This is a genomic window from Zoogloea sp. GDB6 (assembly GCF_056724105.1).
This window is the reverse complement of the sequence record NZ_CM161497.1, coordinates 3,930,237-3,946,251: the sequence shown is the minus strand read 5'-3', so window position 1 is coordinate 3,946,251 and position 16,015 is coordinate 3,930,237. Positions and strand designations below refer to the sequence as shown.

General features: G+C 65.7%; 15 protein-coding genes. 6 read left to right on the top strand and 9 right to left on the bottom strand.

The genetic code is table 11. The features are described 5' to 3' along the window. Window positions 1-48: 48 nt before the first annotated feature. Both dcd and AC1PQG_RS17945 read left to right on the top strand, forming a co-directional pair. Window positions 49-618 (top strand): dCTP deaminase, encoded by a 570-nt coding sequence (gene dcd, locus AC1PQG_RS17950; RefSeq protein WP_374487006.1) that lies wholly within the window; start codon window positions 49-51, stop codon window positions 616-618. 115 nt (window positions 619-733) lie between these two features. Next, window positions 734-2,983, top strand: a complete 2,250-nt coding sequence (locus AC1PQG_RS17945) for an Orn/Lys/Arg family decarboxylase (protein WP_481119172.1) — start codon at window positions 734-736, stop codon at window positions 2,981-2,983. 98 nt (window positions 2,984-3,081) lie between these two features. On the opposite strand, the gene AC1PQG_RS17940 is transcribed toward AC1PQG_RS17945, so the two are convergent. Both AC1PQG_RS17940 and AC1PQG_RS17935 read right to left on the bottom strand, forming a co-directional pair. Then, window positions 3,082-3,585, bottom strand: a complete 504-nt coding sequence (locus AC1PQG_RS17940; RefSeq protein WP_481119171.1) for a dihydrofolate reductase — start codon at window positions 3,583-3,585, stop codon at window positions 3,082-3,084. 1 nt (window position 3,586) lies between these two features. Then, complete coding sequence (locus tag AC1PQG_RS17935; protein ID WP_481119170.1) at window positions 3,587-4,381, bottom strand: thymidylate synthase; 795 nt, start codon at window positions 4,379-4,381, stop codon at window positions 3,587-3,589. Between the two features lie 141 nt (window positions 4,382-4,522). Here AC1PQG_RS17935 and AC1PQG_RS17930 point away from each other — a divergent pair, with 141 nt between their 5' ends. Next, window positions 4,523-5,995: a hypothetical protein gene (locus AC1PQG_RS17930; RefSeq protein ID WP_481119169.1), complete on the top strand. Its 1,473-nt coding sequence runs from the start codon at window positions 4,523-4,525 to the stop codon at window positions 5,993-5,995. A 51-nt stretch (window positions 5,996-6,046) separates the two neighbouring features. Here the strand turns inward: AC1PQG_RS17930 and AC1PQG_RS17925 are convergent, their stop codons facing one another. Then, on the bottom strand, window positions 6,047-7,330 hold the full coding sequence (locus tag AC1PQG_RS17925) for an O-acetylhomoserine aminocarboxypropyltransferase/cysteine synthase family protein (RefSeq protein ID WP_481119168.1): 1,284 nt from the start codon (window positions 7,328-7,330) through the stop codon (window positions 6,047-6,049). A gap of 211 nt (window positions 7,331-7,541) precedes the next feature. Here AC1PQG_RS17925 and AC1PQG_RS17920 point away from each other — a divergent pair, with 211 nt between their 5' ends. Then, window positions 7,542-7,916 (top strand): hypothetical protein, encoded by a 375-nt coding sequence (locus AC1PQG_RS17920; protein WP_481119167.1) that lies wholly within the window; start codon window positions 7,542-7,544, stop codon window positions 7,914-7,916. Here the strand turns inward: AC1PQG_RS17920 and AC1PQG_RS17915 are convergent. After that, a complete protein-coding gene (locus AC1PQG_RS17915) occupies window positions 7,913-8,419 on the bottom strand; it encodes an O-acetyl-ADP-ribose deacetylase (protein ID WP_481119166.1) in 507 nt (168 codons plus the stop codon). The genes AC1PQG_RS17920 and AC1PQG_RS17915 overlap by 4 nt on opposite strands. A gap of 142 nt (window positions 8,420-8,561) precedes the next feature. Here AC1PQG_RS17915 and parA point away from each other — a divergent pair, with 142 nt between their 5' ends. Both parA and AC1PQG_RS17905 read left to right on the top strand, forming a co-directional pair. After that, a complete protein-coding gene (parA, locus tag AC1PQG_RS17910) occupies window positions 8,562-9,221 on the top strand; it encodes a ParA family partition ATPase (protein ID WP_481119165.1) in 660 nt (219 codons plus the stop codon). Next, window positions 9,218-9,949 (top strand): hypothetical protein, encoded by a 732-nt coding sequence (locus tag AC1PQG_RS17905; protein ID WP_481119164.1) that lies wholly within the window; start codon window positions 9,218-9,220, stop codon window positions 9,947-9,949. Before parA ends, AC1PQG_RS17905 begins: the two co-directional genes overlap by 4 nt. Before the next feature lie 78 nt (window positions 9,950-10,027). Here the strand turns inward: AC1PQG_RS17905 and pabB are convergent, their stop codons facing one another. The 5 genes from pabB to mobA form a co-directional block, all read right to left on the bottom strand. Beyond that, on the bottom strand, window positions 10,028-11,827 hold the full coding sequence (gene pabB / locus AC1PQG_RS17900) for an aminodeoxychorismate synthase component I (RefSeq protein WP_481119163.1): 1,800 nt from the start codon (window positions 11,825-11,827) through the stop codon (window positions 10,028-10,030). A gap of 93 nt (window positions 11,828-11,920) precedes the next feature. Then, window positions 11,921-13,060 (bottom strand): polyphosphate kinase 2, encoded by a 1,140-nt coding sequence (ppk2, locus tag AC1PQG_RS17895; protein WP_481119162.1) that lies wholly within the window; start codon window positions 13,058-13,060, stop codon window positions 11,921-11,923. Between the two features lie 49 nt (window positions 13,061-13,109). Continuing rightward, window positions 13,110-14,021, bottom strand: coding sequence for a hypothetical protein (locus AC1PQG_RS17890; RefSeq protein ID WP_481119161.1), 912 nt, complete (start codon window positions 14,019-14,021; stop codon window positions 13,110-13,112). A 117-nt stretch (window positions 14,022-14,138) separates the two neighbouring features. Then, window positions 14,139-15,413, bottom strand: coding sequence for a molybdopterin molybdotransferase MoeA (gene moeA / locus AC1PQG_RS17885; RefSeq protein ID WP_481119160.1), 1,275 nt, complete (start codon window positions 15,411-15,413; stop codon window positions 14,139-14,141). After that, window positions 15,410-16,015, bottom strand: a complete 606-nt coding sequence (mobA, locus tag AC1PQG_RS17880) for a molybdenum cofactor guanylyltransferase MobA (protein ID WP_481119159.1) — start codon at window positions 16,013-16,015, stop codon at window positions 15,410-15,412. Before mobA ends, moeA begins: the two co-directional genes overlap by 4 nt.

The window sequence follows — 16,015 nt, the reverse complement described above, 5'->3', positions numbered from 1 at the left end:
CGGCGGGCCTCTGCATGTAGAATGCGCGTTTTTGTGCAGGGGCCCCGCGTGAGCATCAAATCGGACAAGTGGATTCGCCGCATGGCGGAAGGCGATGCGCGCATGATCGAACCGTTTGCCCCCGAACTGGTGCGCCAGAATGAGGGCGGCAAGATCGTGTCCTACGGGACGTCGAGCTACGGCTACGACGTGCGCGTTGCCAACGAATTCAAGATCTTCACCAACATCAATTCCACGATCGTCGATCCGAAGAATTTCGACGAGCGCAACTTCGTGGATTTCACCGGCGATGTGTGCATCATTCCGCCGAACTCCTTCGCACTGGCGCGCACCGTGGAGTACTTCCGTATCCCGCGCAGCGTGCTGACCGTGTGCCTGGGCAAGTCCACTTATGCGCGCTGCGGCATCATCGTCAACGTGACGCCGCTGGAGCCAGAGTGGGAAGGCCATGTGACGCTGGAGTTCTCCAACACCACGCCGCTGCCGGCCAAGATCTACGCCAATGAAGGCGTCGCCCAGATGCTGTTCTTCGAGTCGGACGAGGTGTGCGACACGTCCTACAAGGACCGTGGCGGCAAGTATCTTGGCCAGACTGGCGTGACGCTGCCGAAGATCTGAAATATTTCTGTTGTAACGTCACCGACACCGGGCGGACTATGCGCAAGCACGCAAGTCCGCCCAACGCTTTTTGTTGATCCGCCCGGGCCGAAAGTCGGGCATCGAGGAGTCGAGAATGCGCTTCAATTTTCCGGTCATCGTCATCGACGAGGACTTCCGTTCGGAAAACACGTCCGGGCTGGGTATCCGGGCCCTGGCGGAAGCCATCGAGAAGGAAGGCCCGCACGTCCTGGGGGTGACCAGCTACGGCGACGTGGCGTCCTTCGCCCAGCAGCAGAGCCGTGGGTCGGCCTTCATCCTGTCCATCGACGATGAGGAGTTCTCGTCGCCCGAAGCCACCGAAAAGGCCATCGCCGACCTGCGCGCCTTCGTCGAGGAAGTCCGCTTTCGCAACGCGGATATCCCGATCTTCCTGTACGGCGAGACGCGCACTTCCCGCCACATCCCGAACGACGTGCTGCGTGAGCTGCATGGCTTCATCCACATGTTCGAGGACACGCCGGAGTTCGTCGCCCGCCACATCGTGCGCGAGGCTCGTGCCTACCTGGACTCCCTGCCGCCGCCATTTTTCCGCGCGCTGACCCACTATGCGGCTGATGGCTCCTACTCTTGGCACTGCCCGGGCCACTCCGGCGGTGTTGCCTTTCTGAAGAGCCCGGTGGGCCAGATGTTCCACCAGTTCTTCGGTGAGAACATGCTGCGCGCCGACGTCTGCAATGCGGTGGACGAGCTCGGCCAGCTGCTTGACCACACCGGCCCGGTGGCGGCCTCCGAGCGCAATGCGGCGCGGATCTTCCACGCCGACCACCTGTACTTCGTCACCAACGGCACGTCCACTTCCAACAAGATGGTGTGGCATTCCACCGTGGCGCCGGACGATATCGTGGTGGTGGACCGCAACTGCCACAAGTCCATCCTGCACTCGATCATCATGACCGGGGCGATCCCGGTGTTCCTGACGCCGACCCGCAACCACTTCGGCATCATCGGGCCGATCCCGCTGGACGAGTTCAAGCTCGACAACATCCGCCGCAAGATCGAGGCCAATCCCTTCGCCCGTGCGGTGAAGGACAAGAAGCCGCGGATCCTGACGATCACCCAGTCCACCTACGACGGCATCCTCTACAACGTGGAGACCATCAAGGAGATGCTGGACGGCGAGATCGATACCCTGCACTTCGACGAAGCCTGGCTGCCCCACGCGGCCTTCCACGACTTCTATGGCGACTACCACGCGATGGGCGCCGACCGTCCGCGCTGCAGCGAGTCGATGGTGTTCTCGACCCAGTCCACCCACAAGCTGCTGGCTGGCCTGTCCCAGGCCTCGCAGATCCTCGTGCAGGATTCCCAGACCCGCAGGCTGGACCGGGACATCTTCAACGAAGCCTACCTGATGCACTCGTCCACGTCGCCGCAGTATTCGATCATCGCGTCCTGCGACGTGGCGGCGGCGATGATGGAAGCGCCGGGCGGCACCGCGCTGGTGGAGGAATCCCTGGCCGAAGCCCTCGATTTCCGCCGCGCGATGCGCAAGGTGGACGAGGAGTGGGGCGTCGACTGGTGGTTCAAGGTGTGGGGCCCCGACTACCTCGCCGACGAGGGCGTGGGCGATCGCGAAGAGTGGATGCTGCGCGACTCCGAGCGCTGGCACGGCTTCGGCAATATCGCGCCGGGCTTCAACATGCTCGACCCGATCAAGGCCACCATCATCACCCCGGGCCTCGACGTGGACGGCGACTTCGCCGACGACTTCGGCATTCCGGCGGCGATCGTCACCAAGTACCTGGCCGAGCATGGCGTCATCGTCGAGAAGACCGGCCTGTACTCGTTCTTCATCATGTTCACCATCGGCATCACCAAGGGCCGCTGGAACACGCTGCTGACCGCGCTGCAGCAGTTCAAGGACGATTACGACAAAAACCAGCCCCTGTGGCGCGTGCTGCCCGAGTTCATCGCCAAGCACCCGCGCTACGAGCGCATCGGCCTGCACGATCTCTGCCAGCAGATCCACGACATCTACAAGCAGAACGACGTGGCCCGCCTGACCACCGAGATGTACCTTTCGGACATGGTTCCGGCGATGAAGCCGGCTGACGCCTTCGCCAAGATGGCCCATCGGGAAATCGAGCGGGTGCCCATCGACGAGCTGGAAGGCCGCGTCACCAGCGTGCTGCTGACCCCTTACCCGCCGGGCATTCCGCTGCTGATCCCGGGCGAGCGCTTCAACAAGACCGTGGTCCAGTACCTGCGCTTCGCGCGGGAGTTCAACGACCGCTTCCCGGGCTTCGAGACCGATGTGCATGGCCTCGTGAAGGAAGAGCGCGACGGGCGCATCCATTACTACGTGGATTGCGTGCGCGGGTGAGTCCTGTGCTTGCCTGAATGAAAAAAGCCGCGATGTGAATCGCGGCTTTTTTCATGGCGCTCCGGGTTGGCGGCGCGAGCCTGCGACCGATAGGTCGTTCAGGCTGTATCGCGTTCGTAGGTGACGAAGGCGAAGGGCAGGCCCGATTCGGCTACGCGGGGCTGGCGGGAAGCCTCGCGCCAGACGCTGCGGTCGAAGTCCGGGAAGAAGGCGTCGCCGGCATAGTCCCGCTCAATCTCCGTGAGTAGCAGGCGGTCGGCCAGCGGCAGGGCCTGGCGATAGAGCTCGGCGCCGCCGATCACGAAGGCGATCTCCGCATCGCCGGCCGCTGCCCGAGCCGCTTCCAGGCTGGTAACGACCGTGCCGCCGGCAGCCTGGAAGTCCGGGTTGCGGCTGACCACGATGTTCAGGCGGCCGGGCAGCGGGCGGAAGGCGTCGGGCAGGGATTCCCAAGTCTTGCGGCCCATGATCACCGGCTTGCCGCGGGTTGTCTCGCGGAAGAACTTCATGTCCTCCGGCAGGTGCCAGGGCAGGCGGTTTTCGATGCCGATGACGCCGCCGCGGGCACAGGCGGCGATTAGGGCAAGCAGCGGGCGCGCCATCTCAGACCGCCACCGGCGCGGAAATGTGCGGATGCGGATCGTAGCCTTCCAGCGTGAAGTCCTCTATCTTGAAATCGAAGATGCTCTTCACGTCCGGGTTGATGTGCATGGTTGGCAGCTGGCGCGGCTCGCGGGACAGCTGCAGCTGGGTCTGTTCCAGGTGATTCACGTAAAGATGGCAGTCGCCGCCGGTCCATACGAAATCGCCGAGTTCGTAGCCGCACACCTGAGCCACCATCATCGTCAGCAGCGCGTAGCTGGCGATGTTGAAGGGCACGCCGAGGAAGATGTCCGCGCTGCGCTGGTACAGCTGGCAGGACAGCTTGCCGCCCGCCACGTAGAACTGGAACAGTGCGTGGCACGGCGGCAGGGCCATGCGGTCCACTTCGGACGGGTTCCAGGCCGACACGATGTGGCGGCGGGAGTCGGGGTTCTTCTTGAGGGCTTCGATGAGCTGGGCGATCTGGTCGATGCTGCGCCCGTCGGGGGTTTCCCAGCGCCGCCACTGCTTGCCATACACCGGGCCGAGTTCACCGTTTTCATCGGCCCATTCGTCCCAGATGGAAACCTTGTTGTCCTTCAGGTACTGGATGTTGGTGTCGCCGCGCAGGAACCACAGCAGCTCGTGGATGATCGAGCGGGTGTGCAGCTTTTTGGTGGTGAGCAGCGGGAAGCCTTCGGCGAGATCGAAACGCATCTGCCAGCCGAAGACGGAGAGGGTGCCGGTGCCGGTGCGGTCGTCCTTGCGGTGGCCGCGTTCCGCCACGTGGCGCATGAGTTCGAGGTACTGTCGCATGGCGCGCCAAAAGCCTGAATCTTAACCGATACCCAGTGGGCTCGGGGATGGGGCTTTCCACGATCCGGGGACTGCGGTGCAGGATAGGCGCCAGGCCCTTTGTGCTACCATCGCCGCGCGCAAGGAACCTAATTTTTCGGCATGGCCGTAACGGGAGAGAAGGCGGTCGTCATGGTGCTTGATTCTGTTGCCGCGGAGGCGCACCCGCTCCAGCAGCCCGAGTCGCTGAAGCACGTGCTTGGCGAGATCGCGTCCAGCGCGGCACCGGCTGCACTGATCGAGCTGATCCGCTGGCTGGACTCCTTTCACTACGAAGCGCTCGTGCCGCCGGCGGAACTGGCTCGCCTTGTCGCGCAGCTCGATGAAGCTGCGCAGCCCCATCTGCGGCAGACCGCCAGTCTCTATCTATCCAATGTCCTCGGTGCGCGAAGTGTGCGCTACAAGGCGCTCGGCCAGGATTTTCACGCCAGTCTCGGGCGTGCCTATGAGCTCGTGCTGGCATCTCCCGAAGAGGAACTTGAGCCTGATCAGCGGCTCGAGATGCTGCTGCGTTCGGTGCGCTGCGCCAACGGAGAGATGAAGTGGGCGGCTTTCGATTACCAGGAGCTGTCCGAGGACTCCTGGCGGCGGGCCGGTGAGGCATACCGGACTGCTTGCGAGCAGGACCGACTGGACAGCCCGGTCCTGGTCCGCGAAGGGCGCGAGACCCGTTCGACGATCCGGCGGGAGTTCGTGCGGCTGGTGGCGATGAAGAGCGCTTGTCTCGACCAGTTGGCCCCCGAGCGTATCGAGGCGACCGACAAGCTGGTGCGACATCTACAGCACGCCCTGGACCTCCGCCAGAGGCCTGGCCGCGGCCAGTTGTTCGCGGTCGACCTGGAAGCCCTGTCGCCGCCCCGGCGTTGCCTGGTGCCGCCGACCGAGCCGTCGTCGACGATGCGTTATTTCGATCCCGCCGACGCGATGCCTGTTCTTGGGGAGCTGGGGCAAGATGCTGAGGGAGGCGGTCGTGGTTTCGATGGCATGGATGACTCGACTGTTGCGGCCACCATACGTCATCTGATCCGGCATTGGGGGGAGCAACCGCCAACCCGGCGCTTCCGGCGCCATCCGGTGGGGGGCACCCTATCGTTGGCGACGGGGCTGGGCTTCATTCGCTCACTGATTTCCGGTGAGGCACTGCTGCGGCCGGCGGCTGCGTGGGCGCTGCAGGATGCCAGCCGCAACGGTTTCGGCGTCCGCGCGACAGTGATGGACCCCGAGGTGTGCCGGGTCGGGACCTTGGTGGCCGCGCATCTGGGCGAGAACGGACGCTGGGTGCTGGGCGTTGTCCGGCGTGTGCGCGTGGATGAAAAAGGCGGAGCGTCGGTTGGCGTTCAGCGTCTGTCGGACGATCCGCAGCCCGTCATCTTTGATGATGGCGCGCGGAGCTGGAACGGCATCCTGTGCGATCCGCCGGTGAGGGGGCGGGGGGTAAGGATCGTCTGTGAGCCGGGCACCATCCGCAGTGGCGTGCTCTTCGTCAAGCTTGGCGCGCGCATGCTCAAATTGCAGAGCGGTCCGGCCTTGCTTGCAGGCCCCGGCTATCAGGTCGTTGGTTGCCAGTTGGCGTGAGGGGACTCGGCCCCCTGCTTGAAGCAGGGGGCCGGATACTGCGGGCAGGAATCAGACTGCTGCCAGTGCCTGGTCCAGGTCGGCCAGGATATCGTCGATGTGCTCGATGCCGATGGACAGGCGCACCATGTCCTCGGATACGCCGGCCTTGACCATCTCTTCGGGCGACAGTTGGCGGTGAGTGGTGGACGCCGGGTGGCAGGCCAGACTCTTGCTGTCGCCGATGTTCACCAGGCGGGTTACCAGCTTGAGAGCGTCCTGGAAGCGTCCGCCGGCGGCCTTGCCGTCACCGTCAGCACTCTTCACGCCGAAGTTGAGGATGCCCGAGGCGCGGCCGCCCATGTATTTGTGGACCAGTCCGTTGTGGGGGTGCTCCGGTAGGCCGGCGTAATTGACCCACGCAACCTTGGCGTGGGCCTTCAGGAATTCGGCGACCTTCTGGGTGTTTTCGCAGATGCGGTCCATGCGCAGGGCGAGGGTCTCGATGCCCTGCAGGATCAGGAAGGCGTTGAAGGGGCTGATCGCGGCGCCCATGTTGCGCAGCGGCACGACGCGGGCGCGGCCGATGTAGGCGGCCGGGCCGAGGGCTTCCGTATACACGACGCCGTGGTAGGACACGTCCGGCTCATTGAGGCGGCGGAAGCGCTCCTTGTGCTCCGCCCACGGGAACTTGCCGCTGTCGACGATGATGCCGCCGATGGAGTTGCCGTGACCGCCCAGGTACTTGGTGAGTGAGTGCACCACGATGTCGGCGCCGTGCTCGATCGGGCGGCACAGGTAGGGCGACGGCACGGTGTTGTCCACGATCAACGGAATGCCGTGGGCGTGGGCGATGGCAGCCAGCGGCTCGAAATCGGTGATGTTGCCCAGCGGGTTGCCGACCGATTCGCAGTAGATGGCCTTGGTACGCTCGTCGATCAAGGGCGCGAAGGACGCCGGATCGCGGTAGTCGGCAAAGCGGACATGGATGCCGATCTGCGGCAGCGTGTGGGCGAACAGGTTGTAGGTGCCGCCATACAGCGTGGAGGCCGACACGATGTTGTCGCCGGCTTCGGCGATGGTCTGGATCGCATAGCTGATGGCAGCCATGCCGGATGCCAGGGCCAGACCGGCGATACCGCCTTCCATCGCCGCCACGCGGGCTTCGAGCACCGCCTGGGTGGGGTTCATGATGCGGGTGTAGATGTTGCCCGCGACCTTCAGGTCGAACAGGTCTGCACCGTGCTGGGTGTCGTCGAAGGCGTAGGACGTGGTCTGGTAGATCGGTACCGCGACGGCCTTGGTGGTCGGGTCCGGGCTGTAGCCGCCATGGACGGCCAGTGTTTCGAGTTTCATTGTGTTTTTCTCCGTTTTTTTAGGCGCACTACATCAGGCCGCCGAATGATACGCCGTTTATCTACTCCGGGTTTTCCCGGTGGTCGTTGCGGGAATCGTCACCTCGCCGAGGCCCCTGGCATTGGTAGATAATGTTCTTTGAAGCGCCTTGCCCGGTGTGGATATTGCAGGGCCGGCGGATGCCAAATAAAAAAAGATGGAGGAGATAAACATGGACATCAAGAAACGCCACGCCACGTGGCTCGAACTGGCGGCTGCCCGCCTGTCGCTGCTGGGGCAGGTGCGGATTCGCCTGCATGCGCTGACGGGCGGTTGCCACAACTGCCTCGGCATCACGCTGAACGGTCGCTGGCTGTGCGCAAATGACGGGCGCCTGACGATTTTCGATTGTCGGGAGGCTGCCCGGCGTTTTCTCGAATTGCTGCGCATCGACAAGGTGGAGGACGGCGACGCGGTCGCTCTGCCGAGTGAGTCCGGCGTGCAGTGCATGCGGCTGGGAAATCGCGGGCTACGCGTCTGCAACGGCCGCGGGACGCCGGCGCGTGCCAGCATGGCGTCCCAGTGTCTGGTCCCGCAGGGGTGCTAGGCCAGCGCTGCGTCGAGCAATGCTTTGAGCTGCGGGTCGTAGGCGACCAGCACAATTTCTTCCAATAGCGGGTTGGCGTCTGCCATGGCGCGGCAGGCCGCGACCGCAATCCGGACGGCTTCCTGCGGCGGAAAGCCGTAGGCGCCGCAACTGATCGCCGGTAGGGCCAGTGTCTGCAGGGCGTGGGCCACGGCCAGTTGCAGGCTGTTGCGGTAGCAGGCCGCCAGGGCTTCGGCCTCGCCGTGCTGGCCTCCCTGCCACACTGGGCCGACGGTGTGGATCACATGGCGTGCCGCCAGCCGGAATCCCGGTGTGATGCGCGCCTCGCCGGTGGGGCAGCCGCCGAGGCCGGCACAGTAGGCCCTCAGTTCGGGCCCGGCGGCCCGGTGGATGGCTCCATCCACACCGCCACCACCCAGCAGCGACGAATTGGCCGCATTCACGATGGCGTCGACGGCCAGTGCGGTGATGTCGCCTTGCCAGCTCCTGATTCTCGCACTCATTCTTTCCTCCCTATCGGATGCCTGCCCAAGGCATGGTGGTGCATGGAACTGTGACGGCGTCCATCCTGCCGTTCTCAATTCGACTTGCCAAGCGATCCCGTTCGCGCAAAAATAATACGGTATTACGCAATCAGGGGGTTGAGTGGCCAAGCCAAGGGTGATTACCGTCCTGTCCCAAAAGGGAGGGGCGGGTAAGTCAACGCTTACGATGCAACTGGCGGGTGGGCTCGCACGCAGCGGGCGCAAGGTCGCCATCATCGATCTCGATCCCCAGGAGACTGCCTTGCGTTGGGCCCAGTCTGCGGTAGAGGGCTTCCCGGCCCAGGTATCGCGGCTGGATGTGCCGCCCGAGGGCTTGCGTGCCTTCGTCAAACAGACGGCGCGGAGTGTCGACATCGTGCTGCTCGACTGTCCGCCGTCCATCGAACACGCGGCCACGCTGGCGGCGCTGCAGGAAGCCGACGTGGCGCTGGTGCCGGTCGTGCCGAGTCCGGCCGATCTGTGGTCCACCAAGGGCGTCGAGCGCCTGATCCTGCAGGTGCAGGCCAGCCGCAAGGGACTCAAGGCGGCGCTGGTGCCGAACCGCGTGGTGCGCACCAATCTCGCCTGGGACGTCCTCGAGGTGATGCGTGATTTCACTCTCCCGGTGCTGGGTGCGGCCCTGTCTCAGCGGAATGCCTTCGCGCAGAGCGCGGTGATCGGCGGCACGGTGTATCAGCTCGGCCGCGCCGGTGCCGAGGCGGCCCGGGAAGTGGACAAACTGGTTTTGGAAGTCTTGAAACTCACAGGAGAGAAAGTATGAACAGCAAGGTCAAGTCTGCGCTGCGTTCCACGCTGCAGCAGGAAACGGAATCCCTCGAAACCCGTCTGCCCGAACCCGCCGTGCCCGCCAAGGTGGAAGCCGTCGCGGCGAGCGAGCCCGTCGTGGCCGCACCGGCCCCGGTGGTGGAGAGCAAGCCGGAAGTCGTGGTTGCGGCTCCCGTTGCCGTGGAGGCCCCGGCCGCCGTTGCGGTTGCAGCAGAAGCGCCGGCCAAGGCCGTTGTGAAGCCAGTACGGGCCGCGAAGCCCGCCGCGCCCAAGCGCGCGCCTGCTGCTGCCAAGGTTGCCAAGGCCCCCGCCGTGAAGGCCAGGGCCGAGGACAAGCCGGTGGCCGTGGTGGCAGAAGTGCCGGTTCCGGCCAAGAAGGCCAAGGTGGTGAAGGCCGACAAGCCCGCGAAGCTGGAGAAGGTCGAGAAGGCGCCGAAGCCTGCCAAGGTCGTGAAGGCGGAAAAGCCGGTCAAGGCGGAAAAAGCCGAGAAGCCGGTCAAGGCCAGCCGCGAGAAGGTCGTGCGCGATTCCTTCTCGATGCCGAAGAGCGAGCACGCCCAGCTCAAGACCCTCCGCGAGACGCTGGCCAAGGCCGGCCGGATCTGCACCAAGTCCGAACTGCTGCGTGCCGGCGTGCAGCTTCTGCTGAAGGAGTCCACCGCCGGTACCCGTGCGCTGGTGGAGCGGCTGTCGGTGGTGCCGAAGGGCAAGAGCGCCAAGTAAGGCGCTCTACGGCCGACCTCTGGTGAATGCCGGAGGCGGCCTGTTTGTCGGGCGGATGTGCTGTCTGCCCGCGATGGCTCAGTCGCCTGTCGGGCGATCGAGCCCGCTCTTGCAGGGGGCGAGCTGCACGCGGATGAGTCCGCGCAGGCCGTTGCCGGCGAAGATTGCGTCGGCCTGATGTAGATCGTCGACAGTCAGCCGGGCTTCCCGCGCGTGGCCTTCCCCTAGCAGCCTGCGTCGCAGGACGCCATTGAGCAGCCCCGCGTCCTGCGGCGGCGTCAGCAGTTCCCCATTCTTCTGCACGAACAGGTTGCTGCGTGCGCCTTCGGCCAGCTCCCCCCGTTCATTCAGGAACAGCGCGTCGAAGTGGCCTTCGCCCATGACCCGCGCGAGCTCCTGGTCATAGAGCCGGCGGGCGGTGGTCTTGTGGCGCAGCAGCGGATCATCGCTGCGTACCCGATGGGGGGAGAGCACCACCGTCGGCGCTTCGGCAGGCGCGCCCGCACTGAGCGGTGCGGTCTCGACGCGGAGGTCGCCCTGCTGGCCGAGAGTGACGCGTACCCGCAGTGACACGTCGCCTTGGATGCCGGCCAGTGCCCGGCGGAAGGCGTCGGCATCGAAGGGGAAGCCAAACCAACGGGCGGAGTCCGACAGGCGCTCCAGGTGTTCGGGCAGAAAGGGGAAGGCCTCTTCTTCCGCCGGCGCATAGCGCAGGGTTTCGATCAGCCGCAGCGGCGTCGGCAGGGCCGTCAGGAAGCGCGCCTTGAGATGGCATTCCGCCCATTCCCCGGCCGGGCTCGAATCGTAGACCACGCCGCTGCCTACGTTGAGTTTCGCCTGGCCGTCCGTATCCACCAGCAGCGTGCGGATCGGCACGCTCAGGCGGAAATCGCCGCCGGGACGGATGAAGCCCAGCGCGCCGCAATACACGCCGCGGGGGCTCGCCTCCAGTTCGCGGATGATCTCCATCGCGCGGATCTTCGGCGCGCCGGTGATCGAGCCGCAGGGGAACAAGGCGCGGAAGATCTCCGCCAGCCCGGTGGTGACCGGTTCGGCGACGACGCGGGAGATCATCTGCCACACCGTCGGGTAGGGTTCGACGTGGAAGAGCTCGTCCACCCGCACGCCACCGGCAGGGGCCAGCCGGCCCATGTCGTTGCGGATCAGGTCCACGATCATCACGTTCTCGGCGCGGTCCTTTTCCGATTCGCTGAGGGTGGCCGGGTCGGCATGGCGCGGCGCGGTGCCCTTCATCGGCAGGCTGCGGAGCGTCGTGCCGCTGCGCTCCAGGAACAGCTCCGGCGAGCGCGACAGGATGCTGCCGCCGGCGTGGCGGATGAAGGCGCCGTAGCGGACCGGCTGGGCGGCGCGCAAGGCCTGGTACAGGGCTGCCGGGGCGCCATAGGTCTGGCCGCTGAACGGGAAGGTGTAATTGACCTGGTAGCAGTCGCCATCGGCGATGTAGCGGCGGATGCGCTCGATGTGTTCGAGATAGGTCGTTTCGCCGACGTCCGCCTGTAGCGCGCCGACGCCACCGGGCGCGTGGCCCGCCTGGGCCGTCAGCCAGGCCTCACTGGCGGCGGCGTCCAGCCAGTTGCCACGCTCGAAGATCCAGGCCTTGAGCAGCGGGCTATTTCCAGCCGGCAGCAAGGGGCGCAGGCGGGGCTCGATGGCGTAGCCGAGTTCGTAGGCTGCGGCCACCGCGACCCAGGCGCCATTGCGGGTCGCCTCGTCGAGGCGTTGCAGGCAAGCCTGCCAGTTGTCGGGGTGATCGCAGACGACTTCCTCGATCAGGCCGGTGAGCAGCCAGGCGCCGCCGTCGGCATCGAGGTTGTTGTCGAAGAAGGCAAAAGGGGGGAGGGCGGATTCGATTGGCACGGGCCGAGTTTACTGCGCCGCGGCACGGCGTGCAGAAGCGTGAAGGACTACTCCCTGCCCCTGCAGGAGCAGGGGACAGGGTGGGGAAACCCGTTACAGCAGCGGACTGGCGTGCTCGCCGCGTTCGTACACCACGTGTGCGCGGCCGACCAGCAGCGGGTCCAGCGAGCCGATCTGATCCAGGTCTTTGTTGGTGTAGGGCAGCTTGTGGAGCACATAGCGCATGGCGTTGAGGCGCGCGCGCTTCTTGCAGTCCGACTTGATCACCGTCCACGGCGCGTCCGCGGTGTCGGTGTGGAAGAACATGGCCTCCTTGGCCTTGGTGTAGTCATCCCACTTGTCGAGGGAGGCCATGTCGATCGGGCTCAGTTTCCACTGCTTGAGCGGATGGTTCTCGCGTTCCTTGAAGCGGCGGCGTTGCTCCTTCTGGCTCACCGAGAACCAGAACTTGATGAGGTGCACGCCGCTGCGCACCAGATGGCGTTCGAATTCCGGCGTCTGGCGCATGAACTCGAGGTATTCGTCATGGCTGCAGAAGCCCATCACGCGCTCGACGCCCGCCCGGTTGTACCAGGAGCGGTCGAACAGGGCGATCTCGCCGGCGGTGGGCAGGTGTTGTACGTAGCGCTGGAAATACCACTGGCCGCGCTCGGTCTCGCTGGGTTTTTCCAGCGCCACGACGCGGGCACCCCGCGGGTTGAGGTGTTCCATGAAGCGCTTGATGGTGCCGCCCTTGCCGGCCGCGTCGCGGCCCTCGAAGAGGATCACCACGCGCTGTCCCGTCTCCTTGACCCAGGCCTGCAGCTTGAGCAGTTCCACCTGCAGGTGGTACTTCTGCTTCTCGTAGGCCTTGCGCGACATCAGGTTCTTGTAGGGGTAGCTGCCTTCGCGCCAGCCGTCGGCGAGTTCTTCGTCCGGGTGGGAGGGTAGCTTTTTGTAGACCGCTTCGTCTTCGGTCAGGAGCGCGTTGCGCAGGATCGCCGCATCGTCGGGCGACGCGCCGGCCATGATGGCCTGCAGGGTTTCGGCGATGCTGTGGGCGTCGTGCCGGGCCAGGGTGGCGACGATGTCGCTCACCGCGCTGGCCTTGGCGTCCTGAGCGGCTTCGATGGCTTCGTCGACGACGAAGCGTTGGATGCCGGCAGGGGTGCTGCGCGGGGCGATGTCGCCGCTGGCAACACGCCGGGCGCCCTTGCCGGAGGAACGGGAAGTGTCGTTGTTCTTGTCGGTCATGGCCGTATCCTCTTCGGGGGATGGAAGGCGGTGGGGAATGCGCTTGCGTTCAGCCCGCCAGGCGAGCACAGCGTTCGGCGTAGGCCTTGCAGCGCTCGATGTAGTCGGTGGTGCTCTTGGGCATCGGCGTTCGCGCACGGGTAATGTAGCTGACCAGATCGCGCCCTTGCTGGATCAGCAGGCGGCCATCGGCCACCACGTGTTGATCTTCCGTGTTGGCTGGCATGGCCGCTTCGTTGAAGTGGCTGCACAGGCGCTCGGCGGCGGTCACGAAGCTCGTCCAGATGTCGAAGATGTCCGGGTCGGTGCGCAGGGTTTCGGTCTTGACCTGTGCGGCCCGGGCGAAGGCGCGGACATGGGGCTCAATGCCCGTGAAACAGGGGAGCGGCTCAAAGGTCTCGACCATCGCGTCGGCAATCCGGTCTACGTCGCGCAGGGTCATGCCGATCTTGACGTAACGGCTTTCGTAGAAGTCTTCCAGCGGGATCGAGAAGGCCTTGAAGGGCTCGCCCCACAGCTCGTCGATGCCTTCCTCGCCGGAACGGTGCAGCACCAGCCGGCCGAGGCCGAGGGCTTCCTGCAGGCAGCGCCCGCATTCGCGCATCAGGGCGTTGTCCGACTGGATTTCGATACCGACGCTCTGAAGTTCCACCAGTTTGGTGAAGATGTCTGCGGCCCGGTTGAACAGGGCGCCGGCCAGCATGGCGCCCTTGACCCGGCGCCGGTCCTCGTTGGCCTCGTCCTCGTAGCTCTTGCGGGCCTCGGTCAGACGGCTGCCCGGAATATTGAGCCCGTGCTCGACGTGATTGAATAGGCGGCGCGTGAGGGCGCCGATCAGCTTGCGCTTGGCCTGGAGGGTGTCCTCGGGTACCTGGTAGGTCTTGACCCAGTAACCGGAGTAGAAGACCCGTTCACGTCCGTCGACGATCTGCTTGGTGCCTTCGGGAACGTTGGTGTTCATGGTCCGCTCTTGGCAGTTGTTCGGAAGCAGCCTGGAAACTGCAAAGGTGAAATTCTGCACTAGAAAATAGTGCCCAATGCAACCCCTCTGTAATTTCCCGTCAGCTGCATCACGGTCTCAGACTAATCCGTCCAGAATTTGTACAGTCACGTCGTCACCGGCCGCCACGTCGCCCTGCTCGGGGCCCAGCACGATGAAGCAATTGGCCTCTGTCATCGAGCGCAGGATGCCCGAGCCCTGCGCGCCGGTGGTCCGCACCTTCCATTCGCCGTCTTCAGCGTAAAGCACGCCGCGCAGGAACTCGGTGCGGCCGCGGCCCTTGCGGATCGACACGGTGCACAGGGCGCGCAGTTCGGGCGGCAGGCCCGGGGTGGCGACGCCGGCCAGGCGCAGCAGGGCCGGGCGCGCGAACTGGTAGAAGGTGACCATCACGGCGACGGGGTTGCCCGGCAGGCCGAACAGCCAGGCGGCATCGCCCCCCGTGCCGATGCGCCCGAAAGCCATCGGCCGGCCGGGCTTCATGGCGATCTTCCAGAACAGCACCTCGCCGAGCTTGTCCATCATGCCGCGGGTGAAGTCCGCCTCGCCGACCGATACGCCGCCGCTGGTGATGACCACGTCGGCAATCGAGGCGGCCTCGCGGAAGCTGCCTTCCAGCGCCAGCGGATCATCGCGTACCACGCCGAGGTCGATGACCTCGACGCCGAGGCGGGTGAGCATGCCGAACAGCGTGTAGCGGTTGCTGTCGAAAATCTCGCCCTCGCGGGCGATGGTGCCGAGCGGCACGACCTCGTCGCCGGTGGAGAAGATGGCGACCCGCAGGCGCCGCCGGACGCTGACTTCGCTGATGCCGAGGGAGGCGATCAGGCCCAGCTCGGCGGGGCGCAGCAGCTTGCCCGCGGCCAGCGCGGGGACGCCGGCGCGCAGGTCCTCGCCGGCCTTGCGTACGTTCTGGCCTGCACGTTGGCCAGCCGGGATCGTGAGCTGGTCGTCGAGGCAGCTGACGATTTCCTGCATCACCACGGTGTCCACGCCGTCGGGCAGCGGGGCGCCGGTCATGATGCGCACCGCCTCGCCGGGGCCCACGGCCCGCGGGAAGGGGCGGCCGGCGTAGGCGCTGCCGACGACCTGCAGCGTTGTTTCACCGGTGCTGCGCAGGTCCGTGCCGCGCAGCCCGTAACCGTCCATCGCCGAGTTGTCGTGGGCAGGGACGTCGATCGGCGAGATGACCGCTTCGGCCAGCACGCGGCCGAGGGCCTCGCGCAGCGGCAGGTGTTCGACGCCTTCGATCGGCGCTACCGCGTCGAGGATCAGCTGGCGGCCAACGGCGACCGGCAAGGCATTCGGGTCATAGGCATCGTGACAGGTGAATTGCTGGTTCAGGGACGTCACTGCGGGATATCTCCAGAATGGTGGGCGCGGAGTTCGTCCGTCGTGTTGATGTTGGTGAAGGCCTCGGCTTTGTCGTCGAAGCTGCAGGCCACCCAGCACAGGCCTTGCAGCCAGCTTTCCATGCGGCGCCCGCCGGCGTGCAGGAAGGCCTGCAGGTCGGCCAGCACGTCGCGGCGCATCAGCGCGAAGACTGGATGCAGTTGTTCACCGGTGCTGGCGACCGCCACGCTGGCCCGTCCGGCAGCTAGCGCGTCGGCCAGGCGTGGCACCAAGTCGGCGGGCAGGAAGGGCGAGTCGCACGGGGCGCAGGCCAGGTAAGGCGTCCGGCAGGCTACGAGCCCAGCTTCCAGCCCGGCCAGGGGGCCGGCGAAATTGCCCTGCAGGTCGGGGATGACGGTGGCGCCCAGGCGGGTGTACGCGTCGCCGTTGCGGTTGGCGTTGATGAGCATGCTGCCGACCTGCGGTGCGAGGCGGGCCAGCACGTGGGCGGCCAGCGGCTGTCCGTCGAGCAGGGCCAGCCCTTTGTCGATACCACCCATGCGGCGCCCCAGTCCGCCGGCGAGGAGCAGGCCGGTGATGTCGTCTCTGCTGGGCAGCGTCAT

What these genes read in the sequence shown, in the direction of transcription:
- AC1PQG_RS17905 (WP_481119164.1), top strand. Translation starts at nt 9,218, where the DNA reads ATGAACAGCAAGGTCAAGTCTGCGCTGCGTTCCACGCTGCAGCAGGAA.
- AC1PQG_RS17920 (WP_481119167.1), top strand. Translation starts at nt 7,542, where the DNA reads ATGGACATCAAGAAACGCCACGCCACGTGGCTCGAACTGGCGGCTGCC.
- mobA (WP_481119159.1), bottom strand. Translation starts at nt 16,015, where the DNA reads ATGACGCTGCCCAGCAGAGACGACATCACCGGCCTGCTCCTCGCCGGC.
- AC1PQG_RS17945 (WP_481119172.1), top strand. Translation starts at nt 734, where the DNA reads ATGCGCTTCAATTTTCCGGTCATCGTCATCGACGAGGACTTCCGTTCG.
- AC1PQG_RS17935 (WP_481119170.1), bottom strand. Translation starts at nt 4,381, where the DNA reads ATGCGACAGTACCTCGAACTCATGCGCCACGTGGCGGAACGCGGCCAC.
- AC1PQG_RS17890 (WP_481119161.1), bottom strand. Translation starts at nt 14,021, where the DNA reads ATGAACACCAACGTTCCCGAAGGCACCAAGCAGATCGTCGACGGACGT.
- AC1PQG_RS17915 (WP_481119166.1), bottom strand. Translation starts at nt 8,419, where the DNA reads ATGAGTGCGAGAATCAGGAGCTGGCAAGGCGACATCACCGCACTGGCC.
- AC1PQG_RS17930 (WP_481119169.1), top strand. Translation starts at nt 4,523, where the DNA reads ATGGCCGTAACGGGAGAGAAGGCGGTCGTCATGGTGCTTGATTCTGTT.
- AC1PQG_RS17925 (WP_481119168.1), bottom strand. Translation starts at nt 7,330, where the DNA reads ATGAAACTCGAAACACTGGCCGTCCATGGCGGCTACAGCCCGGACCCG.
- AC1PQG_RS17940 (WP_481119171.1), bottom strand. Translation starts at nt 3,585, where the DNA reads ATGGCGCGCCCGCTGCTTGCCCTAATCGCCGCCTGTGCCCGCGGCGGC.
- ppk2 (WP_481119162.1), bottom strand. Translation starts at nt 13,060, where the DNA reads ATGACCGACAAGAACAACGACACTTCCCGTTCCTCCGGCAAGGGCGCC.